General features: G+C 63.6%; 20 protein-coding genes and 1 riboswitch. Of the genes, 4 read left to right on the top strand and 16 right to left on the bottom strand.

Annotated features, from left to right (window positions below):
* Positions 1–133 precede the first annotated feature (133 nt).
* The 11 genes from M2281_RS00405 to M2281_RS00355 all read right to left on the bottom strand — a co-directional run bounded on the left by M2281_RS00405 (position 134) and on the right by M2281_RS00355 (position 11,041).
* A complete protein-coding gene (locus M2281_RS00405) occupies positions 134–739 on the bottom strand; it encodes a YoaK family protein (RefSeq protein WP_280819128.1) in 606 nt (201 codons plus the stop codon).
* A gap of 94 nt (positions 740–833) precedes the next feature.
* Positions 834–3,644, bottom strand: a complete 2,811-nt coding sequence (gene gcvP / locus M2281_RS00400) for an aminomethyl-transferring glycine dehydrogenase (RefSeq protein ID WP_280819127.1) — start codon at positions 3,642–3,644, stop codon at positions 834–836.
* A 71-nt stretch (positions 3,645–3,715) separates the two neighbouring features.
* Positions 3,716–4,084 (bottom strand): glycine cleavage system protein GcvH, encoded by a 369-nt coding sequence (gene gcvH / locus M2281_RS00395; RefSeq protein ID WP_280819126.1) that lies wholly within the window; start codon positions 4,082–4,084, stop codon positions 3,716–3,718.
* A gap of 7 nt (positions 4,085–4,091) precedes the next feature.
* The gene (gene gcvT / locus M2281_RS00390; RefSeq protein WP_280819125.1) at positions 4,092–5,192 is read right to left on the bottom strand and encodes a glycine cleavage system aminomethyltransferase GcvT; all 1,101 of its coding nucleotides are present in this window, start codon (positions 5,190–5,192) and stop codon (positions 4,092–4,094) included.
* A gap of 149 nt (positions 5,193–5,341) precedes the next feature.
* Positions 5,342–5,428, bottom strand: a riboswitch (glycine riboswitch).
* Positions 5,429–5,562: 134 nt separating this feature from the next.
* Positions 5,563–5,952, bottom strand: coding sequence for a helix-turn-helix domain-containing protein (locus M2281_RS00385; protein WP_280819124.1), 390 nt, complete (start codon positions 5,950–5,952; stop codon positions 5,563–5,565).
* A gap of 183 nt (positions 5,953–6,135) precedes the next feature.
* Entirely contained in the window at positions 6,136–6,927 is a 792-nt protein-coding gene (locus tag M2281_RS00380; protein ID WP_280819123.1) for a molybdopterin-binding protein, read from the bottom strand.
* 2 nt (positions 6,928–6,929) lie between these two features.
* Complete coding sequence (locus M2281_RS00375; RefSeq protein WP_280821062.1) at positions 6,930–7,739, bottom strand: cytochrome b/b6 domain-containing protein; 810 nt, start codon at positions 7,737–7,739, stop codon at positions 6,930–6,932.
* Positions 7,740–7,914: 175 nt separating this feature from the next.
* A complete protein-coding gene (gene fghA / locus M2281_RS00370) occupies positions 7,915–8,751 on the bottom strand; it encodes an S-formylglutathione hydrolase (RefSeq protein WP_280819122.1) in 837 nt (278 codons plus the stop codon).
* Positions 8,752–8,769: 18 nt separating this feature from the next.
* On the bottom strand, positions 8,770–9,423 hold the full coding sequence (locus M2281_RS00365; protein ID WP_280819121.1) for a DUF1345 domain-containing protein: 654 nt from the start codon (positions 9,421–9,423) through the stop codon (positions 8,770–8,772).
* Positions 9,420–9,899: a YaiI/YqxD family protein gene (locus tag M2281_RS00360; RefSeq protein WP_280819120.1), complete on the bottom strand. Its 480-nt coding sequence runs from the start codon at positions 9,897–9,899 to the stop codon at positions 9,420–9,422. Before M2281_RS00360 ends, M2281_RS00365 begins: the two co-directional genes overlap by 4 nt.
* Positions 9,900–9,913: 14 nt before the next feature.
* Entirely contained in the window at positions 9,914–11,041 is a 1,128-nt protein-coding gene (locus M2281_RS00355) for an S-(hydroxymethyl)glutathione dehydrogenase/class III alcohol dehydrogenase (RefSeq protein WP_280819119.1), read from the bottom strand.
* Positions 11,042–11,171: 130 nt separating this feature from the next.
* Here M2281_RS00355 and M2281_RS00350 point away from each other — a divergent pair, with 130 nt between their 5' ends.
* Positions 11,172–11,606 carry an ion channel gene (locus tag M2281_RS00350; protein ID WP_280819118.1) on the top strand — a complete coding sequence of 145 codons (435 nt, stop codon included), beginning with the start codon at positions 11,172–11,174 and terminating at the stop codon, positions 11,604–11,606.
* A gap of 83 nt (positions 11,607–11,689) precedes the next feature.
* Positions 11,690–13,702 carry an acetyl/propionyl/methylcrotonyl-CoA carboxylase subunit alpha gene (locus M2281_RS00345; protein WP_280819117.1) on the top strand — a complete coding sequence of 671 codons (2,013 nt, stop codon included), beginning with the start codon at positions 11,690–11,692 and terminating at the stop codon, positions 13,700–13,702.
* 39 nt (positions 13,703–13,741) lie between these two features.
* On the opposite strand, the gene panC is transcribed toward M2281_RS00345, so the two are convergent.
* Complete coding sequence (panC, locus tag M2281_RS00340) at positions 13,742–14,602, bottom strand: pantoate--beta-alanine ligase (RefSeq protein WP_280819116.1); 861 nt, start codon at positions 14,600–14,602, stop codon at positions 13,742–13,744.
* Positions 14,599–15,444 (bottom strand): 3-methyl-2-oxobutanoate hydroxymethyltransferase, encoded by an 846-nt coding sequence (panB, locus tag M2281_RS00335; protein WP_280819115.1) that lies wholly within the window; start codon positions 15,442–15,444, stop codon positions 14,599–14,601. Before panB ends, panC begins: the two co-directional genes overlap by 4 nt.
* 233 nt (positions 15,445–15,677) lie before the next feature.
* On the opposite strand from panB, the gene dnaE reads away from it, so the two are divergent.
* Positions 15,678–19,211 carry a DNA polymerase III subunit alpha gene (dnaE, locus tag M2281_RS00330; RefSeq protein WP_280819114.1) on the top strand — a complete coding sequence of 1,178 codons (3,534 nt, stop codon included), beginning with the start codon at positions 15,678–15,680 and terminating at the stop codon, positions 19,209–19,211.
* 64 nt (positions 19,212–19,275) lie between these two features.
* On the opposite strand, the gene M2281_RS00325 is transcribed toward dnaE, so the two are convergent.
* The 3 genes from M2281_RS00325 to M2281_RS00315 all read right to left on the bottom strand — a co-directional run bounded on the left by M2281_RS00325 (position 19,276) and on the right by M2281_RS00315 (position 22,074).
* Complete coding sequence (locus tag M2281_RS00325) at positions 19,276–19,995, bottom strand: 3-keto-5-aminohexanoate cleavage protein (protein WP_280819113.1); 720 nt, start codon at positions 19,993–19,995, stop codon at positions 19,276–19,278.
* Positions 19,996–20,058: 63 nt separating this feature from the next.
* On the bottom strand, positions 20,059–20,658 hold the full coding sequence (locus M2281_RS00320; protein WP_280819112.1) for a DUF922 domain-containing Zn-dependent protease: 600 nt from the start codon (positions 20,656–20,658) through the stop codon (positions 20,059–20,061).
* 87 nt (positions 20,659–20,745) lie between these two features.
* The gene (locus M2281_RS00315; RefSeq protein ID WP_280819111.1) at positions 20,746–22,074 is read right to left on the bottom strand and encodes a DNA polymerase IV; all 1,329 of its coding nucleotides are present in this window, start codon (positions 22,072–22,074) and stop codon (positions 20,746–20,748) included.
* Between the two features lie 63 nt (positions 22,075–22,137).
* On the opposite strand from M2281_RS00315, the gene M2281_RS00310 reads away from it, so the two are divergent.
* On the top strand, positions 22,138–22,716 hold the full coding sequence (locus M2281_RS00310; RefSeq protein ID WP_280819110.1) for a GNAT family N-acetyltransferase: 579 nt from the start codon (positions 22,138–22,140) through the stop codon (positions 22,714–22,716).
* Positions 22,717–22,719: the final 3 nt, after the last annotated feature.

The following is a 22,719-nucleotide window of genomic DNA, read 5'->3' as shown; positions in this document are numbered from 1 at the left end:
CTGCCACGCTTTGAGCCGCGTGCGACAGGGTTCCCGTTCCGTTCATAGGGAAATCGCTGGCTTTCTATAGGCGTGAGCCCCATCCTTCTCAAGAGGTAGGGGCGGAATTCCTGTCGGAAAGCCTCTTTGGCCGTCACGCTGCCTTTTCGACGCCGTTGCGGAAATCGGCGACCGTGCCGAGCACGAAGAGCGCAAGTGCGGGAAGCCACAGGCCCTGCAGACCGACGATCGGATAGCTCAGCGCGCCGCAAATCGCTCCCGCCATCAGGCCGAGCCAGAGCAGGAGATATGGCGTCCAGGCCCATCGGTCTCCGCCGGCCAGTGCAGTGCCAAGCCGCTGCCCGAATTTCACCAGCGTGCCGGTCATGTAGGTCACGCCGACGCTGACCTCGCCATCGCGCACGAAGCATGTGTTCATGGCGCCCATCGCGATCGGCGTGAGCAGGATGGCGACGTGGTCCAGATCGAGCAAGGCGAGCATGGCCGCGGCCGCCAGAAGCGCCGCAATGCCAAAGGCAACATGGTTGCTATTCAACCAGTCGAAGCGGTGCCGAAATACGGTGCTCAGCACCACCCCGCCTACGAAAAGGATGATCAGCCCCAAGGGGATGAGCGCATCCGGCACACGATCGGCAAGCCCGACTGCGAGGCGGGTCGAATTGCCGGTCATGAACGAGACGAAGAAACCGCCGAGGTGAATGAAACCCAGCGCGTCCACGAAGCCCGCAATAAAGGCCATGGACGTGGCAACGACACGAAAACGATTGGAAAGCCTGATCATTTGGCAAAAGAAAAGCGGCGATTCGTACCCGCATCGCCGCCGTTCGGATGCGTTACTCGGCTGCCCCGAGATATTCGGTCAACGGCGGGCAGGAGCACACCAGATTGCGGTCGCCGCCGACATTGTCAATGCGGGACACGGGCGGCCAATACTTTGCTGCCGTGTCGGCCTTGCCGGCCGGGTAGGCGGCGTCAAGCCGCGAGTAGGGATGCTTCCAGTCGCTGGCCAGAGCTTCGGCCGCAGTGTGCGGCGCGTTGACCAGCGGGTTGTCCTCACGCGGCCAGACGCCAGCGGCCACCTTCTGCGCCTCGCCGGCAATCGAGATCATCGCTTCGCAGAAGCGGTCGACCTCGTGCTTTGGTTCGGACTCGGTCGGCTCCACCATCAGCGTTCCGGCCACCGGCCACGACATGGTCGGGGCGTGGAAGCCGTAGTCGATGAGGCGCTTGGCCACGTCCTCGACGCTGATGCCGGCGCTGTCCTTAAGCACGCGGGTGTCGAGGATGCACTCATGCGCCACGCGTCCGTTGCTGCCCTTGAACAGCACGGGGAAGTGCGGCTCGAGTTTTGCGGCGATGTAGTTGGCGCTGAGGATCGCCGTTTCGGTGGCGTGCTTCAGTCCCGACGCACCCATCATGCGGATGTACATCCAGGTGATGGGCAGGATCGACGCGCTGCCGAAGGGGGCGGCCGAAACCGCGTGCACCGAACCTTCGGCAACATGGCCCGGCAGGTAGGGCTTCAGATGAGCCTTGACGCCGATCGGGCCGACGCCGGGGCCGCCGCCGCCATGCGGGATGCAGAAGGTCTTGTGCAGGTTCATGTGGCAGACATCGGCGCCGATGTCGCCCGGACGGGCCAACCCGACCAGCGCGTTGAGGTTGGCGCCGTCGAGATAGACCTGACCGCCATTCTCATGGATGACCGCACAGATGTCGCGGATGCCTTCCTCGAACACGCCATGCGTCGAGGGATAGGTGATCATCAGCGCCGCGAGGTTCTGGGCATGCTCCGCCGCCTTGGCCTTCAGGTCCTCGACGTCGACATTGCCATCCTCGTTGCAGCGCACCACCACAACGGTCATGCCGGCCATGGCGGCGCTGGCAGGGTTGGTGCCATGTGCCGAAGACGGGATGAGGCAGATGTTGCGGTGATGGTCGCCGCGCGACTGGTGATAATGGCGGATGGCCAGAAGGCCGGCATATTCGCCCTGGCTGCCGGCATTGGGCTGCAGCGACACGGCGTCGAAGCCGGTGATCTCCGAAAGCCATGCGTCCAGATCGCCGATCATCTCGCGATAACCGGTCGAATGGCCAGCCGGTGCGAAGGGATGCAGGTTGGCGACCGACGGCCAGCTCACCGGCATCATCTCGGCGGCGGCATTGAGCTTCATGGTGCAGGAGCCGAGCGGGATCATGGCGCGGTCGAGCGCGAGATCCTTGTCGGCGAGCCGGCGCAGGAAGCGCATCATGTCCGTCTCGGAACGGTTTTCATGGAAGACCGGCTGCGTGAGGAAACCCTTGCCGCGCGGATTGGCGGGCAGGGCCACCTTGTCGGCGGCGGCAGGCGTTGCGCCGAACAGGGCTGCGATTGCCCCAAGGTCGGCTTCCGTCGAGGTTTCGTCAAAAGTCACGCCGACGCGGTTCTCGTCGAAGACGCGCAGCAGGCGACCGTCCTTCTCGGCGGCAGCAGCGATTTCCTTAGCCTTGCCCTTGGTGACGACGGTTACGGTGTCGAAGCGGCGAGCGCCCGCAACTTCCACGCCGGCAGCCTTGAGACCCAGAGCCAGACGCTCGGCCAGTACCTGGACCTGCGAGGCAATGAACTGCAGGCCCTGCGGGCCGTGCCAGATCGCATAGGAAGCCGCCATATTGGCCAGCAGCGCCTGCGCGGTGCAGATGTTGGAGGTCGCCTTGTCGCGGCGGATATGCTGCTCGCGCGTCTGCAGGGCGAGACGATAGCCGGGACGACCATCGGCGTCCGTAGACTGGCCGACGAGGCGGCCCGGCATAAGACGGGTGAGCTTGTCGGAAACCGCGCAGTAAGCAGCGTGCGGGCCGCCAAAGCCCATCGGCACGCCGAAGCGCTGCATCGGGCCGCAAGCAATGTCGGCGCCGAGCTTGGCCGGAGCCTCGGAGATGGTGAGCGCCAGCGGGTCGGCGACGAAGATGACGATCGCGCCGGCAGCCTTGGCCTTTTCGATCGTGGCGGCATGGTCGCCATAGACGCCCAGCGTATCCGGCCACGAAACGATCAGGGCGGCGGTGTTCTCACCGATCTCGGTAGCACCGACGGTGATGCCCAGCGGCTCGGCGCGGGTCTTCACCACGTCGAGCGTCTGCGGGTGCAACTCACCCGCCAGAACGACCTCTACGCGCTTTTCGCGGTGATGACGGAAGGCGATGCCGACGGCCTCGGCCACGGCGGTCGCCTCGTCCAGCAGCGAAGCGGAGGCGACCGGCAGGCCGGTCAGTTCCGTCACCAGCGTCTGGAAGTGGAACAGGAGCTCCAGGCGTCCCTGGCTAATTTCCGACTGGTAGGGCGTGTAAGCCGTGTACCAAGCCGGGTTCTCGAACAGGTTGCGCTGAATGACCGGTGGCACCCGGCACCCGTGATAGCCGGCGCCGATGAAGCTCTTCAGCACCGTGTTCTTCGCCATCTTGGCCGAAAGTTCGGCCAGCGCATCCGCCTCGCTGGCGGGCGCCGGCAGGTTCAATGCGCGGTCGAGCCGGATGGACTTCGGCACTGCCTGGGAGATCAGCGTCTCCAGCGAAGGCACGCCGAGAACGGCCAGCATCGCGCGCGCATCGGCCGTGCTCGGGCCGACATGGCGCGTCTCGAAGGGGTAGGGAGCGGTGGTCATTCAGTCACCTTTGACTCTTTGTTTCACCGCATGATCTTGTCCGAAAAGTCTGCAACTTTTCGGGATCATGCTCAGCCGATAAGAGCTTTGTAGCCTGCCTCGTCGAGCAGGCCCTTGAGCTGGCCTTCGTCGGCCAGTTTCATCTTCCACAGCCAGCCGTCTCCGGTGGCGGCGGAATTCACCAGCGCCGGATCGGAGGACAGCGCTTCATTGGCTTCGATGATCTCTCCGTCGACCGGCGCGTAGACGTCGGATGCCGCCTTGACGGATTCGACAACGACGGCGACGTCGCCCTTGGCCAGCTTGCGGCCCTTCTCGGGCAGTTCCACGAAGACCAGGTCGCCGAGCTGTTCCTGCGCATAGTCGGTTATGCCGACGGTCGCGACACCGCCCTCAACGCGGACCCATTCGTGGTCGTCGGTAAAATAGGTAGTTGCCATGAGAAATTCATCCTTTGCGATAGCGATGCTGCGTGAAGGGCATTGGGTGGATATCGACGGGAACCTTCGTGCCACGCACGTCGGCGAAGAGTTTGGTTTCGGCTTTGGCAAGCGGCGCCGAGACGTAGCCCATGGCCACCGGCGCACCGACCGACGGCCCAAAACCGCCGGAGGTGACGCGCCCGGCCGGGTTGCCGGCTTCATCGATAAGTTGGGCGCCGGCGCGCACCGGCTGGCGGCCCTGGGGCTTCAGGCCGACGCGCTTTTCGGCTGCGCCTTTCTCGATTGCCGCACGCAGCGCCTCGGCGCCCACAAACTGGCCGTTGGCACGTACGTCCTTGGTGATGGCCCACATCAGCCCGGCGTCCACCGGGTTGATCTCGTCGGTGATGTCCTGGCCGTGCAGGCAGAGCCCGGCTTCCAGTCGCAGGCTGTCGCGGGCCGCGAGGCCCACCCACATGACGCGGTCGTCGGAAAGCAGCGTCTCGAGCAGCTTGCGGGCATCCGCCTCCGGCAGGCCGATCTCAAAGCCGTCCTCGCCGGTGTAGCCGGAGCGGCTCATGAACCAGTCCTTGCGCGGCTCGAAACCATGCATGAACACCAGTTCGCCGGTTTCGATGCCGGCGCGCGCGAGCGCGGCCCAGGCGTCAGGGCCCTGGATGGCGAGGAAAACCCGGTCGAGCGGGTTGATGGTGCAGGTAAGACCCGTGGCAAGTTTGCGCAGATGCGCCTCATCCAGCGCAGCATTACCGGCATTGGCGACCACCATGAAGCGCTGGGCACCGAGCCGGGTGATGATCAGGTCGTCGATGATTCCGGCCTGTTCGTTGAGCAGGAAGGTGTATTTCGACTGGCGCTCTGCGAGTGCAGCCGCATCGAGCGGGCAGGCTTTGGACAGCAATGCTGCCGCATCCGGGCCGGAAACTTCGATGAGCTTCATGTGCGAGATGTCGAACAGGCCGACATGCTCGCGCGTGTGCTGGTGCTCGGCCATCACGCCGGCGGGGTAGGTAAGTGGCATCGACCAGCCGGCGAAGGCGCCAAAGCGCGCTCCCGCAGCACGATGCAAATCCTCGAGAGGAAGGTTCCTGGTGGTGGCGCCCGTCATGACATCTCCAGAGTCGCACGCAAGCGGCCGCTAACGGCGGCCATTCCGTGCCCCTCTGTCTGAAGCCTGAGAGACTCGCGCAACCGGAACTCTGTCGGCGACGCTTACACCTTCGGCGCGGGAACTAGTCCCGACTTTCCAGAGTGTCTTTCCTGCTGACGGTTCTTTTGCCTGAGAGATTTCGGGCGATTTCCCCTTCGGCGACAGCTTACGCTGTTCTCTCCCGCAAACAGGTAGGATCCGTTTCCAAACCCTAGACGACTCATAGCTAGCCCATGGCCGACACTTTGTCACGCCCCATGCGACGGGAACGCGAATTTGATGTCAGCCGGGCCGGAAATACCTTGAATTTCTTGACCTGTTCTACGGCTCAGTTTGTTGCCAGACGATCCATGTCGTTCTGCAGCCGGCGGATGAGATTGCCGGTTTCGGCATGCAGGTGCCGGAGCTTGTCGAGTTGCGAGCCGAGAGCCTTGATGTCCTCGTCCTCGTCCTCGTCTTCGGCTTCCACGGGGGCTGCGCCCACACCGTGAAGCACCCAGGATACGCTCACGCTCAGAAGTCCGCAGAGCGTGTTGAGGCGATGCGCGCCGGGCTGCGAACGGTCGCTCTCCCAGGCCTTGATGGTTGAGGTTTTGACGCCGAGCCGCAGGGCAAGCTGCTTGACGCTCATTGTGCTGGCGTCCCGCGCCCTGCAAAGGCGGCCGCCGATTGTGTCGAAGTCCGGGATTTCGTCATAGATATTCGTGGTGTCGGACACCCGATCTGCCTCCTGTGGTTTGCTCGGTTACCGCCGCACTAGGAATTGTGTGCGGTGCAGCAAGCATGGAGGAGGGGTGCCGCAATGGCAAGTTTGCGCCGATAAAATCGTGTAAACGCCTGTCTTTAGGGGAGCTTTCTGAAGCACGCGGAATCAGCGTGGATGCGCGAATCGGGCGTCTCTTCAGATACCGCCATACCAGTCATAGCCGCGGTCTTCCCAATAGCCGCCGCGGCCTTCTCCAATGTCGTCATAGCTTTCGACCAGCTCGATCTTGCTGAGGTATTTCGGCATCTTGTAGCCGAGCTGGCGCTCTACCCGCACGCGCAGCGGCGCGCCATTCTCGACCGGCAGCGGGCCACCGTTCAGGCCATAGGCAAGGATAGTCTGCGGGTGGCGCGCGTCGATCAGGTCGACCGAGCCGTAATATTTGACCGCGCCCTCCTCATCCTGATCGATATTGTCGAGGCAATGGAACACCGCATAGCGTGCCTCCAGCTTGACCTTGGCCTCGTCCAGCACCAGCGACAGCGGCACGCCTGTCCATTTGGCAATGCAGCTCCAGCCCTCGACGCAGTCGTGGCGGGTGATCTGGGTGCGCGAAGGCATGGCCATCAGTTGTTCGCGCGAGAGTGAAAGCGGCTTTTCGACCAGGCCGGTTACCTCCAGCCGCCAGTCGGCGAAGTCGTTTGCAAGCAGGCCTTTGTAGTTGTCGTCATCGGGCGAAGTGACGCCATTGGGGCGCTGCGGCTGGCGGATATCGGCCTCGGTGTATTCCTGCGCCAGCGAGTTGCGGCCGCCAAGCAGGCGCTGCACACGATAGGTCAGGTCGTTGGCGCGCTCCAGCACATGGCGCACCTTGTTGTCGGTGTCGGAGACCGAATTGAAGGCATCGCAGCCGGAAAGTGCTATTCCCGAGGCGCCGAGAGCGGCGCCGGTCAGGAAGCGGCGGCGGTTGATGCGAAATCCCGGCATTGTCACGTCTCCTTCTCGCCGGTCGGCGGATCGGTCCGGTACCAGCCGGTGATGATCGAGCGCAGTTCGTTGATCGGGCCGGCGGCCAGCACCATGACGATGTGCACGACGAAGAAGAGAACCAGCAGCGCCATGACCGTGAAATGGATGGTGCGCGCCGTCTGCCGACCACCCAGCACGTCGGTCAGGAATGGGATCACCGTGTCCATGCTCGGCGACATCGCAAGGCCGGTCAGGATCATCAGCGGCAAGAGGATGAACAGCACGATGCCGTACGAAAATTTCTGCAGCGTGTTGTAGCGGCCCGTATGGTGGAAGCGCAGCCGCGCATGATCGGCAATGTCCCGCGGCAGGTGCCTGATGTCTTCGCCGCGCGGCGCGAGGTCACGGCGTATGTGCCCGTTGACCAGGCTGGCGATCAGCCAGAGCAGCAGCGTGATGGACAGCACCCAGGCGAAGAAGAAATGGATCACCCGACCGGTCGCGAGGTCCTGATAGGAAGGGATCGTCGCCCAGCTGGGAAAGCCGCGCGCTTCGCGGTCGGTTGCGGGTCCGGAAAGGCCCAACACGCCGGTCGTGTCGAAGCGGTGCCCGAAAAGAGTCGTATAGCCCTTCGGACCGTTCGCCGTGTCCTCGGCTGAGAACCGCAGCACGCTGTTGTCGAAGCCGAAGCCCGACTGCTGGCCGATATAGAGTGCCGGATGCGCGTTGAAGATCTGCAGGCCGCTCAGCAGCAGGAAGAAAATGGCAATGGCCCAGATCCAATGGGTGAGGCGGGTCCAGGCCGACTGGCGATAGATCACATTGCCAATCTTTACCGGCGCAGGCTCCGCGCTGGGCTGCGCTTCCGTGAACGATGCGCTCTTCATCTGCCTGGACCTCCCGACGCGCGGGCTCCCGCCATGTTGTCGGAGGATAATACAACAGCCCAGGCAAATGAGCATTCACGGGTTTCGTCGCGACAATGACAATGTCGCGACGGAGGTGTTACCCGGCGAGCCTTTCGGCGTGCCAGCGAAGGTGGTCGTCCATGAAGGTCGAGATGAAGAAATACGAGTGATCGTAGCCTTCGCGCATGTTCAGATTGAGTGGGATTCCGGCCGCCTTGCAGGCCTCGTCCAGCAGCCAGGGACGCAGACCGTCTTCGAGGAAGCCATCGGCCGATCCCTGGTCGACCAGGAACTCGGGAAAACGCTTGCCGTCTTCGATCAGGGCGACGGCGTCATAGGCGCGCCATACGGCCTCGTCGGCACCGAGATATTTTTCGAAGGCGGGCTTGGACCAGCCGGCGACCATCGGCCGGGTGATCGGCGCGAAGGCCGAGCAGCTCTTGAAACGCTCCGGGTTCTTCAAGGCGATGGTCAGCGCGCCATGGCCGCCCATGGAGTGGCCGAAGATCGCCTGGCGCGTCATATCCGCGGGGAATTCCTTCGCGATAAGGGCCGGCAGCTCCTCGGTGATATAGGAATACATGCGGTAATTGGTCGAGAACGGCGCCTGCGGGGCGTCGAGATAGAAGCCGGCGCCGCAGCCGAACTGCCAGTTGTCCTTCTCGTCCGGAACGGTTTCGCCGCGCGGGCTGGTGTCCGGGCAAACGATGATGAGGCCGAGTTCGGCGGCGAGACGACGGTACTCGCCCTTGTCCATCACGTTCTGATGCGTGCAGGTGAGGCCCGACAGATACCAGACGACCGGGCAGGGGCCGTCCTTGGCCTGCGGCGGCACGAACACGGCGAAGGTCATGTCGCAGGCGCAGGCCTCTGAGGCATGGGAATAGACGCCCTGGACGCCGCCATGGGACTTCGCGGTGGAAATGGTTTTCATCAAAAAATGCCTTTCAGATTAGCTCGCCAGCGCAACGACGAGGTTGACGGCTGCCGCGACGATCACCGTGTTGTAGAAAAACGAGATGATCGAATGAACTATCGCAGTCGTGCGCATGATCGTCGTCGTGACCCCGGTATCGGAGGTCTGGGCGGTCATGCCGATGACGACGGAGAAGTATAGAAAATCCCAGCCGCAGGGTCGCTCGGTGCCTGGGAACTGCAGCCCGCCGGCTGGCTTCCTGCTCCGCACGTCACTCGATTCGGCGTTGTCGCCCCTCCAGTAGAGGTTGGCGTAGTGCAGCGCTGCCATGCAGTGGATGGTGAACCAGCCAAGCGGCAGCGAAAGCATCGAAAAGGCAAGCCAGTACGGATGCGGAATCTGTTTCGCATTCATCAGCACGAAGAGCGATCCGATCGCGACGCACACCACCGCGAATGTCACCAGGAAGATGATCCAGACCGGCTCGTCCGCCTGCTGAGCGCGCCGGCTCAGGAAGTCGGGCGTCAGATGCGGCATCTGTCGCAGCACCAGGGCGATGTAGGAGATGAAATAGACATTCGCGCCGATCGAATAGGACAGCGGATGTTTCAGCACCAGAGCAATGACAAAGGCGATCACCCCGGCGGCGGCGCTGAGCAGGAAGATCACATGGCGGCCGAATGGCTTCATTTCATGTCCCCTTCTCCATGGGCGGCCTCCAAGGCGCGCCGTGCCATCTGGTCGAGCGCGCCCAGGAAGCGCGAACGATCCTGCGGGGTAAAAGAGGCGTTGTAGCCCTTGCTCTCGCCGGTCTCGCGCAGGTGCTGCTTCAGGTCCCGCATGGCTACGGCCATGCCGATCGTTTCGGGCGTAAAGGGTTTTCCGGTGACGCCCAGCACATGCGTGCCGAGCGCCACGGTGCGTGCGGCCAATGGAATGTCGGCCGTCACGACAATGTCGTTGGGGCGCGCATGCTCGACGATCCAGTCGTCGGCGGCATCCGCGCCCTTGGAAACGACCACGTGGCGCACCATCGGATCGCGCGAGGGGCGCAAGCCCCCGTTGGACACGAAGGTGACCACAAGCCCCAGCCGGTCCGCGACCTTCTCGGCTTCCGCCTTCACCGGGCAGGCGTCGGCATCGACATAGATGATCGGGTCCGGCATGGCGCTGTTTCTGCTTAGTAGACCACGACGGAGCGGATCGACTTGCCTTGGTTCATCAGGTCGAAGCCCTTGTTGATGTCTTCCAGCGGCATGGTGTGGGTGATCATCGGATCGATCTGGATCTTGCCCTCCATGTACCAGTCGACGATCTTCGGCACGTCGGTGCGGCCGCGCGCGCCGCCGAAGGCCGTGCCCTTCCAGGTACGGCCGGTAACGAGCTGGAACGGACGGGTCGAGATCTCCTGGCCGGCGCCGGCAACGCCGATGATGATCGATTCACCCCAGCCGCGATGCGACGATTCGAGCGCCTGTCGCATGACCTTGGTGTTGCCCGTGCAGTCGAAGGTGTAGTCGGCGCCGCCGATCTGGTCGGCACCGCGCTTGGTCATGTTGACCAGGTAAGGCACGATGTCGCCGTCAACTTCCTTCGGGTTGACGAAGTGCGTCATGCCGAAGCGCTCGCCCCATTCCTTCTTCTCATTGTTGAGATCGACGCCGATGATCATGTCGGCGCCGGCAAGGCGCAGGCCCTGGATGACGTTGAGGCCGATGCCGCCGAGGCCGAAGACGATCGCGGTCGCGCCGATCTCCACCTTGGCCGTGTTGATCACGGCGCCGATGCCGGTGGTGACGCCGCAGCCGATGTAGCAGATCTTGTCGAAGGGCGCGTCGGGGTTGACCTTGGCCAGCGCGATCTCCGGCAGCACGGTGAAGTTCGAGAAGGTCGAGCAGCCCATGTAGTGGAAGATCTTGTCCTTGCCGATCGAGAAGCGGCTGCTGCCGTCGGGCATCAGGCCCTGGCCCTGGGTCGAGCGGATGGCGGTACACAGGTTGGTCTTGCGGCTGAGGCAGGACGGGCAGGTGCGGCACTCGGGCGTGTAGAGCGGGATGACATGGTCGCCCTTCTTGAGCGAGGTGACGCCCTTGCCGACATCGACCACGACGCCGGCGCCCTCATGGCCGAGAATCGCCGGGAAGATGCCTTCCGGATCGGCGCCCGACAGGGTGAACTCGTCGGTGTGGCAAATGCCGGTCGCCTTGATCTCGACGAGGACTTCGCCCTCGCGCGGGCCTTCCAGGTCGACTTCCATGATCTCCAGCGGCTTTCCGGCGGCCACGGCCACTGCGGCACGAGTCTTCATCAGGCAATTCCTCCTGGGGTAATCGATCTCAAAATTTCAGTTGCAGGCGCTTTGCCGCGCCCTAGCCTGATTAGGCGAAATGTCCCTGCTTTGCCATAGCAGGGCCAACTTCTACCCTATAGGTTTCTGGATGCTGGCAAATCTCGCACTTGCGACGGTTTTTGACGTCATCACGTTTCTGGTCCATGCCGCCGGTCTCATCGCGCTCACCCATATGGTTTCGTTCCTTCTGGCCCACCCTGTGCTGAACGGGAAGCAGGGCGAGACGGTCGTCGCTATGGCCTTGCTCGCCTTGGGATTGTTCCTCTTGGTGGCCGTGGAGATCGCGATATGGGCAGCGGGAATGCGCATGGTCGGCGCGTTCCAGGATTTCGATACGGCCTTCTATTTTTCGGCATCCACCTTCGCGACCATCGGCTTCAACGATGCGGCCCCAGCCAAGACATGGCGTCTGCTGTCTTCTCTCGAGGGGGTGACCGGCCTTCTGATCGTGGGTTGGACCGCGGCCTATCTGGTCAATTCGGGCGTGCGCTTCGGCCCCTTCGAGCGCGACAAGCACTTTTGAGGTCCGGGGCCCGCGAAGCCGCCCCTTGAGGCACGGCCGGATAGTCCATAAAACAGTCCGGCCATCAGAGGAAAAGTACCTCCATGTTCAAGAAGATACTGATCGCCAATCGCGGCGAGATCGCCTGCCGCGTCATCAAGTCGGCCCGGCGAATGGGCATCGCCACGGTCGCCGTCTATTCGGATGCGGACCGCGATGCCGTGCACGTAGAAATGGCCGATGAGGCGGTGCATATCGGCCCGGCGCCGGCGGCGCAGAGCTATCTGGTGGCGGAAAATATCATCGAGGCCTGCAAGGCGACCGGCGCCGAGGCGGTGCATCCCGGCTACGGCTTTCTTTCCGAGCGCGCTTCCTTCTGCGAGGCGCTGGAGAAGGAGGGTATCGTCTTCATCGGCCCAAAACCCAAGGCCATTCGCGCCATGGGCGACAAGATCGAATCGAAGAAGTTTGCCAATGACGCGAGGGTCAGCACCGTCCCGGGCTATCTCGGCGTGATCGAAAATGCCGACCATGCCGAGCGGATCGCCGGCGAGATCGGCTATCCGGTGATGATCAAGGCCTCGGCCGGCGGCGGCGGCAAGGGCATGCGCATCGCCTGGGACAAGGGCGAGGTGCGCGACGGTTTTGAACGCGCCCGGTCCGAAGCAAAGAGCTCATTCGGCGACGATCGCGTCTTCATCGAAAAATTCATTGTCGACCCGCGCCATATCGAGATCCAGGTGCTGGCCGACGCGCATGGCAATGCCATCTACCTCGGCGAGCGTGAATGCTCGATCCAGCGCCGCAACCAGAAGGTCGTCGAGGAGGCGCCGTCGCCCTTCCTGGACGAGAAAACCCGCAAGGCCATGGGCGAGCAGGCTGTGGCGCTGGCCAGGGCGGTCGACTACCAGAGCGCCGGCACGGTGGAGTTCATCGTCGACCGCGACCGCAACTTTTATTTCCTCGAAATGAACACGCGCCTGCAGGTGGAGCATCCGGTGACCGAGCTCGTCACCGGCGTCGATCTGGTCGAGCAGATGATCCGCATCGCCGCCGGCGAGCACTTGGCAATCCGGCAGGACGACGTGAAACTCAATGGCTGGGCGGTGGAAAGCCGACTCTATGCCGAGGATCCGTACCGCAACTTCCTGCCGTCGATAGGCAGGCTCACCCGCTACCTTCCGCCGGAAGAGGGCGAGTTCGGCGACGTTGTCGTCCGTAACGACACGGGCGTGACGGAAGGCTCGGAAATCTCGATGTTTTACGACCCGATGATCGCCAAGCTCTGCACCTGGGCGCCGACGCGGCTTGAAGCCATCGACGCCATGTCGGAAGCGCTGGACGAGTTCGTGGTCGACGGCATCGAGCACAATATCCCATTCCTGTCAGCCTTGATGCAGCATCCGCGCTGGCGCGAGGGGCGGCTTTCCACCGGCTTCATTGCCGAGGAATATCCCGACGGCTTTGCGCCGATGAAGCCGAATGAAGAGGAAAAGGCAGTGCTGGCTTGCGTCGCCACCGTGACCGAGCTGCTGCGTCGCGATCGACTCGACCGGCTGACCGGCCGGTTGGCGCCGCATTCGGGCCTGCTGAAGCCCGAATGGGTGGTGCGCCTGGACGACGAATATATCCCGGTATCCATCGGCGAGGGTATGGTTTCGATCCCGATGGAAATCGATCTCTCGGTCGCCGGCAGCGCCCCGCAGACCGTTACCTCCGATTGGCGCCCCGGCGAGCCGGTGTGGCGCGGAACGGTTGGCGGCCGCGTGGTTGCCGCCCAGATTCGACCCATTCTCAACGGCGTCCGCATCGCCTGGCGGGGCCTGTCGGTGACGACGCGCACCATGCTGCCGCGCACGGCCGCTCTCGATCAGCTGATGCCGGTAAAGGTCGCGCCGGATACGTCGAACCTGCTGCTTTGCCCGATGCCTGGGTTGGTCGTCTCCATCGCCGTAACCGAAGGGCAGGAGGTCAAGGCAGGCGAGACCCTGGCCGTGGTCGAGGCGATGAAGATGGAGAATGTTCTCCGCGCAGACCGCGACCTGACGGTAGAAAAAATCGTCGCCAAGCCGGGCGATAGCCTGGCGGTTGATGCGGTGATCATGGAATTCGCATGAGCGAGTGCCGCGCCTGACTTCGGCCCGGCGCGGAAAATCTCAATTCGAACGAGCAGCGCTCACCTCGACATTGTCGATGAGGCGCGTGTCGCCCAGCCACGCCGCGACCAGCAGCCGGGCAGGGCGGTCGAGACGGTTCAGCGGCGAGAGATCGGCCGCTGCGCGCAATTCCAGATACTCGACCTCGCCGAAGCCTGCGGCCAGGATGGCACCTTTCGCTTCCTCCAGTGCCGGCGCAACCGGTTCCCCCGTGGAGAGGCGCTCGGCGGTTGCGAACAGGATTTGGGGCAGCTTTGATGCAACCGCACGCTCGGCTTGCGACAGCCGCACATTTCGCGACGACATCGCCAGCCCGTCGGCCTCGCGCACCGTCGGGCAGCCGACGACCTCGATTGGGATGTCGAGATCGCGCGCCATGCGCTTGACCACGTGGAGCTGCTGGTAGTCCTTCTCGCCGAACAGGGCCACATCAGCGCGGGTCTGCAGGAACAGCTTGGCGACGACCGTCGCCACGCCGTCGAAATGGCCCGGCCGGAACGCGCCGCACAGGCCTTCGCTGACGCCGCTCACCGAAACCGAGGTGGCAAAACCTTCGGGATAAATCTCTTCGGCGTTGGGGGCGTAGAGCACATGCGCACCGACTGGGACGAGTTTTGCCGCGTCCTCGTTTTCCGTGCGCGGATAGGCGGCAAGATCGGCGGCGCTATTGAACTGTTTTGGATTGACGAAGAGCGTGACGATCACCCGGTCGGCTCTCGCAAGTGCGGCGCGTACGAGGCTGAGATGCCCTTCGTGAAGAGCGCCCATGGTCGGCACGACCGCAACTTTCGCGCCTTCGCGCCGCCACCCGGCGACGGTCGCGCGAAGCTCGGCCAAGGTGCGGACGATAGGAACGCTCATTGGGTGTCTCCCTTGAGGGCTGCCTTGGGCGTGTCACCGAACACATGTTCCGCGGCCGGGAAAACCCGTGCCCGCACCTCCGCCGCATAGGCCTCGATCGCCGATGCCGCCTCGTTGCCCAGTTCGGCATAGCGCTTGACGAATTTCGGCCGGAAGTCGGTGAACATGCCCAGCATGTCGTCGGTCACGAGCACCTGCCCGTCGCATGCGGCTGAGGCGCCGATGCCGATGGTGGGAACGGCGACCTCTTTGGTGATCCGGCCAGCGAGCGACTCCGGCACTTTTTCCAGCACGACCGAGAAAGCGCCGGCCTCTGCGACGGCCTTGGCGTCGCGCAATACCCTGTCGCCGGCTTCGCCGCGCCCCTGCACGGTGTAGCCGCCGAAGGTGTTGACGGCCTGCGGGGTGAGGCCGACATGGGCCATGACGGGAATGCCGCGACCGGTCAGGAAGCGGATCGTCTCGGCCATCGTCTCGCCGCCCTCGAGCTTCACCGCCGCGCAGCCCGTCTCAGCCATCACACGGGCGGCATTGCGAAAAGCCTGGTCTGGGCCTTCCTCATAGCTGCCGAAGGGCATGTCCACGACCATGAGCGCGCGTTCCAGCCCGCGCCGCACCGCCTTGCCGTGCATGATCATCATCTCGAGAGTAACGCCAAGCGTCGACGGCAGGCCATGCAACACCATGCCCACGCTGTCGCCGACCAGTGCGATGTCGCAATGGGCGTCGACAAGCCTAGCCATCGGGGTGGTGTAGGCGGTCAGGCAGACCAGCGGCGTTCCGCCCTTGGCGGCAACCACTTGCGGCGGCGTCACCGCGCGCACTTGTCCAGATACGCTCATGACTCCTCCTTCTCGGCGTAAGCGAGGCGCTCACTGGCACATATTTGTGCAATTGCGAAGGCGGAATTGTGCAATTGCGAACGCCAGGCATTGCCCGAAACGATAATGGCTCAGATTATCCCAGGCCTTCGGCGGAGTTGAACCACCTTCCTGTGATCGCTACCTGTTGGGACTCGACCCGGCCATTTTCATTGGCGACAATGGCCAGACCCGACTCTCGAAATGAAGTGCCGATGACCAGCGAACGACCGCCGCGCGACCCGATTCTGCGGAGTGCCCTTGCATCGAAGCCCGGTGTCGCGACTTCGATACCCGAAGCGCCGACGCGACCTTTCGTCCATCTGCGCGTGCATTCGGCCTATTCGCTGTTGGAAGGCGCGCTGCCGGTCGGCAAGATCGTCGGACATGCCGTCAAGGACGAGGCGCCGGCCATCGCCGTCACCGACACCAACAACCTGTTCGGGGCGCTGGAATTTGCCCAAAAGGCCACCAAGGATGGCGTGCAGCCGGTGGTCGGCTGCCTGCTTGCTGTCGATTTCGGTGACAGCAACGATGACGGCCCCCGCAAGCAGGGCGTCGAGCTGCATTCGCTGGTGCTGATCGCCGCGACCGAGATCGGCTACGCCAATCTGGTCCGCATCGTCAGCCGCGCCTATCTGGAAACGCCTTCGGGCGAGCCCGTGCATGCCAAGCTCGACTGGATCGGCAATCTGTCCGAAGGCATCATCTGCCTCAGCGGCGGGCCGCGCGGACCGATCGGGGCTGCGATCAAGGCAGGCCATGCCGAACTTGCGGAAAGCCGGCTGCTAGTCTTGCAGGGAATGTTTGGCGACCGCCTCTATGTCGAGCTGGAACGCCTGGTCGGCTACGACAAGGCCGTCGAGGCCGCCACGATCGAGCTGGCCTACCGTCAGCGGCTGCCACTGGTCGCCACCAACGAGTCGTTTTTCCCCAAACGCGACGACTACGAGGCGCATGACGCACTGATCGCCATCGCCGAGGGCTCGGTCGTGGCCGAGGACAACCGCCGGCGCCTGACACCGGACAATTATCTCAAGTCGCAGAAGGAGATGTCGCAGCTTTTTGCCGATCTGCCCGAGGCGATCGACAACACGATCGAGATCGCTCAGCGCTGCTCCTACTATACGCAGACACGGAAACCGATCCTGCCGCGCTTCGCCGGCGCCGATGTGGCCGATGCCGAAGCCGCTGAAAAGGCGGAGTCCGAGGAGCTTGCGCGCCAGGCCCGCGAGGGTCTGACCAATCGCATCGCCACGCGCGGCCTCTATCCCGGTTTCACCGAGGAGCAGTATCGCGAGCGGCTGGAGTTCGAGATCGGCATCATCCAGCGCATGAAGTTCCCCGGCTACTTCCTGATCGTGTCGGACTTCATCAAATGGGCCAAGGCGCAGGGCATCCCGGTCGGGCCGGGCCGTGGCTCGGGTGCGGGTTCGCTGGTCGCCTACGCGCTCACCATCACAGACGTGGACCCGCTGCGTTTCTCGCTGCTGTTCGAGCGCTTCCTCAACCCCGACCGCGTGTCGATGCCGGACTTCGATATCGACTTCTGCCAGGACCGGCGCGAAGAGGTGATCCGCTACGTTCAGGGCAAGTATGGCCGCGACCAGGTCGGCCAGATCATCACCTTCGGTACGCTTCAGGCGCGTGCAGTCCTACGGGACGTTGGCCGCGTACTACAAATGCCCTATGGCCAGGTCGACCGGCTGTGCAAGATGGTGCCGGCCAACCCCGCCAATCCGGTCACGCTTGCCCAGGCGATCGAGGGCGAGCCGCGCTTTGCCGAGGAGGCCGAGAAGGAACCGATCGTCCAGACCCTTCTCGACACCGCGCAGAAGCTCGAGGGTCTCTTCCGGCACGCCTCGACGCACGCCGCCGGTATCGTGATCGGCGACCGCCCGCTGTCGGAACTGGTGCCGATGTACCGCGATCCGCGCTCGGACATGCCGGTCACCCAGTTCAACATGAAATATGTCGAGCAGGCGGGGCTGGTAAAGTTCGACTTCCTCGGCCTGAAGACGCTCTCGGTCCTGGAAACCGCTGTCAAGCTCATCAGCCGGCGCGGCGTCGACATCGATCTCGCGCAGATCCCGCTCGACGATCCCAAGACCTACGCCATGCTGTCGCGCGGCGAGACGGTCGGCATCTTCCAGGTTGAAAGTGCTGGCATGCGCAAGGCGCTGATCGGCATGAAGCCGGACTGCGTCGAGGACATCATCGCGCTGGTGGCGCTTTACCGCCCGGGCCCGATGGAGAACATCCCGATCTACAACGCCCGCAAGCATGGCGAGGAGGAGATCGCCTCCATCCATCCCATGATCGACCATCTGGTGAAGGAGACCCAAGGGGTTATCGTCTACCAGGAGCAGGTCATGCAGATCGCGCAGGAACTGGCCGGCTACTCGCTCGGCGAAGCCGATCTTCTGCGCCGCGCCATGGGTAAGAAGATCCGCGCCGAGATGGACAAGCAGCGCGAGCGCTTCGTCTCGGGTGCTGTGGAAAAGGGCGTCAGCAAACAGCAGTCGGATTTCATCTTCGACCTGCTCGCAAAGTTCGCCGACTACGGCTTCAACAAGTCGCACGCTGCCGCCTACGCCATCGTCTCCTACCAGACGGCCTATCTGAAGGCGCATTACCCGGTCGAATTCCTCGCCGCGTCGATGACCTACGATATGTCCAACACCGACAAGCTGTCGGACTTCCGGCAGGACGCGATGCGGCTGGGCATCGAGGTGTTGCCGCCGTCGGTCAGGACCTCGTATCGTCCGTTCGAGGTGGGCGAAAACCGCATCTACTACGCGCTTGCGGCAATCAAGGGCGTGGGCGAGGCGGCAGTCGATCACATCGTCGCCAAGCGTGCCGAAAAGCCGTTCGAGGACCTCGAGGATTTTTGCGAACGCATCGACCCCAAGGTTGTCGGCAAGCGCGTCTTCGAAAGCCTGATCAATGCCGGTGCACTGGATTGCTTCGGCCACGACCGTGCCTCGCTGATGGCCGGCGTGGAGCGTATGATGGGCCTTGCCTCGCGCTCGCAAGCCGATGCCGCGGCCGGCATCACAGACATGTTTGGCTCTGCCTCCGCCAGCAAGCAGAAGCAGTTGCATCTGCCCGCCGCCGAGCCGTGGCTGCCGGCCGACCGGCTGCACCGCGAATTTCAGGTCGTCGGCTTCTATCTCTCGGCCCACCCGCTCGACGAGTACAAGACGGTGCTGGAGAAGATGCGGGTCCAGACCTGGACCGATTTTTCCGCCGCCGTGAAGCGCGGCGCCAGCGCGGGACGTCTTGCCGGCACAGTGACGTCCAAGCAGGAGCGAAAGACGCGCACCGGCAACAAGATGGGCGTGGTGATGTTCTCGGACACCTCGGGCCAATACGAGGCGGTGCTGTTCTCCGAAGCGCTCGCGCAATATCGCGATCTGCTCGAACCGGGTAAATCGGTGGTCGTCACTGTCGCGGCGGAGAACAGGCCCGAGGGCGTCAATCTGCGCATCCAGACGGTGAATTCGCTTGAGGACGAGGCAAGCCGTGTGCAGAAGGCATTGCGCGTCTATCTGCGCGACGCTTCGCCGCTCAACATGGTGGCCAACCAGCTCAACACCAAGGGCGAGGGCCAGGTGAGTTTTGTACTCATCAAGGACAATGCCCAGGGCGAGATCGAGGTCGAATTGCCCACCCGCTACCGCATCTCGCCGCAGATCGCCTCGGCAATGCGCGCAGTGCCGGGCGTGGTCGAGGTGGAGCTGGTTTAGCGCTTCCCCGACGCTGTACGCATCAAGGCGATGACGCGCGAGATGGGCGTCATCGCCGTTCGGCTCATCGGCCTTGGCGGAAAATCGCAACCGCGGCAGCCACCAGCGCCGCATTGTCGGCCGCCGTCGTTCCGTCCGGGAGATACTCGCCATCTTCCAGACCGACGCGCGCCGACCATCGTCTTTGATGTGCGAGCTCCACGAACTGCCAGACCGTGGCATCGACGCCGTGGAGAAGAATGGGGCGCCTTACGTCCGCGCGGTCCAGCACCAAGGCGATTCCATCGGCGAGCTGGCGCGCGATGCCAAGATCCTGCTCCTCGATCTCGATCAGGACGCGAAGAACACGCCTGTGGTCCTTGAGACCCACGAAACGTTCCGCATCGGCGACCGAAGCAAGCCCGGCCTCGATGCCAACGTCCCGCTGGCGAAGCAGGTCCATGATGGCCGGAGCGTCGGGCTCCGACAGATTGACCGAGGCGTAGTCGGGCAGCTCATTCCAACCCATGATGCAATCGCGGGTTCGTTGCTCATCCTTCTCGATCCACGCGCCGGTCGAAACCCCGATGAGCGTGCCGGGGCAGGCCTGGCGAACGGCGAGCGTGGTGGCGTCCACCGCCAGCAAGCTTTCGCGGCCGCCCGGTGCTCGCGCGTGGAAGTGCAATTCGGCGGCGCCGGCGTCGACACAGGCGGCGCCATGGCGCGCTATCGCCTCCGCAGTAGACGGCAGTTGGGGATGAAAGTCTTTCGATCGCGCGCCGTTAAGGCATGCCTGAACGATCATGGCCGCCACTCCGCAAGGTGTGCGATCAGTTTAGCATGACCGGTCGATAAAGCTCGTCGTTGCCTATTCCCCATTCACCAGGGTGAGGATCAACTGGTGGATATTGCCACCGTCGCTCATCTCCGCCTTGTCGAAGTCGCTGCTGCGCTGGCGCTGTGCCAGTGAAAGTTCCGACAGTTTCAGCGTCAGCTCGGTCCTGATCTTGCTGCACCTGGGATCGTCCGCCACGGTCAGACCAACACTCACAGCCTCGATCGCCTTGACCAGGTCCTTGATGAGATCGCCATGCACCAGCTCGTGCTTGCGCACGCCGGCGGCAAAGACCTCCCACTTTTCGCGGACGGCAGTCGGCAGCTTTTCGGCGGGTTTGGGCAGCGTATAGGTGATTGTCAGATTTGGCCGGGCAGAGGCGAGGATGCAGGAACCATCCGGCTGCGGTTCATATTTCCTCGACCAGGTCAGCGTGAAATTGGTGTGCGCGATGGCGCGAACCAGCCCGGCCTTGGGGCCGCGCTCGCCGATCGATCGATAGAGCTCAATGCCGGATTTGCCCGAGATGGCATAGCTCTGCACCTTTTCGGTCGCCTGCCAATCGGCACGGGCGAACAGGGGAAATGACGCGAAGCAGGCCACGGCGAGCCAGAACCGAACAGCTACTTTCACGCGAATCCTCTGCACTCCGATACTTTGTCGGGCGCAAACTAGAGCATGATCCCGAAAAGTTGCAGGCTTTTCGGACAAGATCAGGCCTCAGCGCTCCACATCCTCCGGTGGATGCGCGTTGCGGCCCTTGCCGAAGGTATAGCCGGTCTCCACGGCTTTTTTGCCGAACTTGTCGCGCAACGCATCGATGGCGCCTTCGGCCAGTGCGCGCTTGCGCGCCTGCACATCGACCAGGTCCGGCGGGTCGGCGCGGTCGGCGTCGCTGAGATCGCTGACGCCGATGCCGAGGAGCCGGTACCTTGTGCCGTCGGTTTCCTTTTCGAGCAGTTGCAGGCCGGTCTGGAAGATGCGGTCGGCCAGCCGCGTCGGATCGGCGAGCTGACGGTTGCGGGTGCGAATCTTGAAGTCGGAGGTCTTGAGCTTCAGCACCACCGTGCGTCCGGCAATGCCGGCCTTCTTGAGCCGCGCCGAAACTTTTTCCGACAGCGCCCGCAGCACCGGCACTAGATCGGCCGCCGAGGCGAGGTCGGTGTCGAAGGTGGTCTCTGCCGACACGCTCTTGGCGTCGTGGTCGGGCACCACGCGGCGCTCGTCCTGCCCGCGCGACAGCCGGTAGAGCCGGTCGCCCATCGTGCCGTAGCGGCGCATCAGCTCGCCACGCTCCATCCGCTGAAGCTGGCTGATCATGCGGATGCCGTCCTGCTCCAGCGTGGCCGCAAATGCCTTGCCGACGCCCCAGATCATCGTCACCGGCTGCTCGGCGAGGAAGCCCAGGGCCTCGGCCTGGCCGATGATCGAAAAGCCGCGCGGCTTGCGGAAGTCGGAGGCGACCTTGGCGAGGAACTTGCAGTAGGAGAGGCCAGCGGAAACGGTGATGCCGATCTCCTTTTCCACGGCCTGGGTGAAGCGGGCCAGTACCAGCGCCGGCGGGCGGCCATGCAGCCGCTCGGTGCCGGACAGATCCAAAAATGCCTCGTCGATCGATAGCGGCTCAACCAGCGGGGTCAGCGCCTGCATCATGGCGCGTACCTCGCGCCCGACGCGCACATATTTTTCCATGTCGGGCTTTATCACGACCGCCTCTGGACAGGCTTCCAGCGCCTTGAACATGGGCATCGCCGATCGCACGCCATGGATGCGGGCGATGTAGCAGGCGGTCGAGACGACGCCGCGTTTTCCCCCGCCGATGATGACCGGCTTGTCCTTGAGCTCCGGGTTGTCGCGCTTTTCCACGGCGGCATAGAAGGCGTCGCAGTCGATATGCGCGATGCGCAGCGAATAGAGCTCCGGATGGCGCGCCAGGCGCGGGCTGCCACAGGCACTGCAACGCAGGCCGGAACCGCGCTGAAGGGTCAGGCAGTCGCGGCAAAAACCGTGGCTCGGATCGTTGACAGGCGTGGGCATCGCTGCGAACATAAGTGGAACATCGCAATTTTATGGCAGCCGGTCGTCGCCCACAAGCGGCAGGAGGGAGAGAGCATGTCTGTGCTGACAATTATGCCGGTTACCGGCGATCTATGGCCGAAATTCGAGGATTTGTTTGGCAAGCAGGGCGCCTGCTATGGCTGCTGGTGCACGCATTATCGCCTGCCGCCGGCAATGCGGCGCGAGAACGACCGCGTCCGCAACAAGGAATTCATCAAGGCGCGCATCGAATCAGGGCCTCCTCCCGGCTTGCTCGCGGTTGAAGACGGCGTCGCCATGGGCTGGATGCAGATCGGCCCGCGCGCCGACGTGCCAGAGTGGAACAATGCGGGCAGGGTTTCGACGCCCGTCGAGCCGAATGATGCGGCCGACTCCGCGGTATGGGCGATTTCCTGCTTCTTCATTCGCAATTCGGCCCGGGGCAAGGGGCTGACCCATCGCCTGGTCGAGTCGGGAATCAGCTTCGCTCGGGAGAATGGCGCACGGCTGCTGGAAGCCTGCCCGATGACCGAATCGAAGGATTCGCGCTCGGTTGGGCTCTATGTCGGCTCGACGCGCGTGTTCGAGAAGGCCGGTTTCGAGCGGGTGGCGGAACGCAAGCCGGGACGTCCGCTGATGCGCCTGACGATCTGAAGC

It is taken from the genome of Pseudaminobacter soli (ex Li et al. 2025) (assembly GCF_029892515.1).
GTDB lineage: Bacteria > Pseudomonadota > Alphaproteobacteria > Rhizobiales > Rhizobiaceae > Pseudaminobacter > Pseudaminobacter soli_A.
Note: the sequence above shows the minus strand (reverse complement) of the source record. Positions and strands in the feature narration are given on the sequence as shown.

Coding starts and splice junctions, on each gene's coding strand:
- M2281_RS00405 (WP_280819128.1), bottom strand. CDS start 739: ATGGCCTTTATTGCGGGCTTCGTGGACGCGCTGGGTTTCATTCACCTC.
- gcvP (WP_280819127.1), bottom strand. CDS start 3,644: ATGACCACCGCTCCCTACCCCTTCGAGACGCGCCATGTCGGCCCGAGC.
- gcvH (WP_280819126.1), bottom strand. CDS start 4,084: ATGGCAACTACCTATTTTACCGACGACCACGAATGGGTCCGCGTTGAG.
- gcvT (WP_280819125.1), bottom strand. CDS start 5,192: ATGACGGGCGCCACCACCAGGAACCTTCCTCTCGAGGATTTGCATCGT.
- M2281_RS00380 (WP_280819123.1), bottom strand. CDS start 6,927: ATGCCGGGATTTCGCATCAACCGCCGCCGCTTCCTGACCGGCGCCGCT.
- fghA (WP_280819122.1), bottom strand. CDS start 8,751: ATGAAAACCATTTCCACCGCGAAGTCCCATGGCGGCGTCCAGGGCGTC.
- M2281_RS00365 (WP_280819121.1), bottom strand. CDS start 9,423: ATGAAGCCATTCGGCCGCCATGTGATCTTCCTGCTCAGCGCCGCCGCC.
- M2281_RS00360 (WP_280819120.1), bottom strand. CDS start 9,899: ATGCCGGACCCGATCATCTATGTCGATGCCGACGCCTGCCCGGTGAAG.
- M2281_RS00355 (WP_280819119.1), bottom strand. CDS start 11,041: ATGAAGACTCGTGCCGCAGTGGCCGTGGCCGCCGGAAAGCCGCTGGAG.
- M2281_RS00350 (WP_280819118.1), top strand. CDS start 11,172: ATGCTGGCAAATCTCGCACTTGCGACGGTTTTTGACGTCATCACGTTT.
- M2281_RS00345 (WP_280819117.1), top strand. CDS start 11,690: ATGTTCAAGAAGATACTGATCGCCAATCGCGGCGAGATCGCCTGCCGC.
- panC (WP_280819116.1), bottom strand. CDS start 14,602: ATGAGCGTTCCTATCGTCCGCACCTTGGCCGAGCTTCGCGCGACCGTC.
- panB (WP_280819115.1), bottom strand. CDS start 15,444: ATGAGCGTATCTGGACAAGTGCGCGCGGTGACGCCGCCGCAAGTGGTT.
- dnaE (WP_280819114.1), top strand. CDS start 15,678: ATGACCAGCGAACGACCGCCGCGCGACCCGATTCTGCGGAGTGCCCTT.
- M2281_RS00325 (WP_280819113.1), bottom strand. CDS start 19,995: ATGATCGTTCAGGCATGCCTTAACGGCGCGCGATCGAAAGACTTTCAT.
- M2281_RS00315 (WP_280819111.1), bottom strand. CDS start 22,074: ATGTTCGCAGCGATGCCCACGCCTGTCAACGATCCGAGCCACGGTTTT.
- M2281_RS00310 (WP_280819110.1), top strand. CDS start 22,138: ATGTCTGTGCTGACAATTATGCCGGTTACCGGCGATCTATGGCCGAAA.